We start from the raw sequence: 1,235 nt of genomic DNA, 5'->3' as shown, positions 1-1,235 counted from the left end.
TCGTTCGAGGAGTTCGACATGTTCGTCGAGCACCGCTCCACCGATTTCGGCATGGACAAGGTCAAGATCCCGGGCGACGGCGTCGTCACCGGGTGGGGCACGGTCAACGGCCGCACCGTCTTCGTCTTTGCCAAGGACTTCACCGTTTTCGGCGGATCGCTATCCGAGGCTCACGCCCAGAAAATCACGAAGATCCAGGACATGGCGCTGAAAATGCGCGCTCCCATCGTCGGTCTGTTCGATGCAGGCGGCGCGCGCATTCAAGAGGGCGTGGCGGCGCTCGGCGGCTACGGAGAGGTGTTCAAGCGCAATGTGATCGCCTCGGGAGTCATCCCGCAGATCTCGGTGATCATGGGCCCCTGCGCGGGCGGCGACGTCTATTCACCGGCCATGACCGACTTCATCTTTATGGTGCGCGACCGTTCCTACATGTTCGTCACCGGTCCCGACGTGGTGAAGACCGTCACCAATGAGACGGTCACCGCGGAGGAACTCGGCGGTGCGAAGGTCCACACCACGAAGTCCTCCGTGGCGGACGGAGCCTACGACAACGATGTCGAGGCGCTGCTGCAGGTGCGCCGCCTGATCGATTTCCTGCCCGCCAACAACATGGACGGAGTGCCGGAGCTTCCCAGCTTCGACGATCCCAACCGGGTGGACGAGAGCCTCGACACCCTGATCCCGGACAATCCCAACAAGCCCTACGACATGAAGGAGCTGATCCTGAAAGTCGTGGACGAGGGGGACTTCTTCGAGATCCAGGAGGCGTATGCTAAAAACATCATCACCGGCTTCGGGCGCATCGAAGGCCGCACGGTCGGCATCGTGGCGAACCAGCCGATGGTGCTGGCGGGCGTGCTCGATTCCGACGCCTCCCGCAAGGCGGCACGCTTCGTACGCTTCTGCGATGCGTTCAACATCCCGATCGTCACCTTCGAGGACGTGCCGGGCTTCCTGCCGGGCACGGCACAGGAATACGGCGGGCTGATCAAGCACGGCGCGAAGCTGCTGTTTGCCTATTCCGAGGCCACGGTGCCGCTGGTGACGGTGATCACGCGCAAAGCCTTTGGCGGAGCCTATGACGTGATGGCCTCCAAGCATATCGGCGGAGACATCAACTATGCCTGGCCGACCGCGCAGATCGCGGTGATGGGAGCGAAGGGCGCGGTGGAGATCATCTTCCGAGGCGACATCGGCGACGAGGACAAGATCTCTGCGCGCACGAAGGAATACGA

General features: G+C 62.5%; 1 protein-coding gene. It reads left to right on the top strand.

Annotated elements, in window-relative coordinates; translation table 11 throughout:
* The coding region (locus GR328_RS26490) for an acyl-CoA carboxylase subunit beta (protein ID WP_160888626.1) at positions 1 to 1,235 on the top strand (1,235 nt) is incomplete at both ends.

Origin of the sequence: Microvirga makkahensis, assembly GCF_009830105.1 — a bacterium.
Lineage (GTDB): Bacteria > Pseudomonadota > Alphaproteobacteria > Rhizobiales > Beijerinckiaceae > Microvirga > Microvirga makkahensis.
This window is presented reverse-complemented; position numbering and strand designations above follow the sequence as displayed.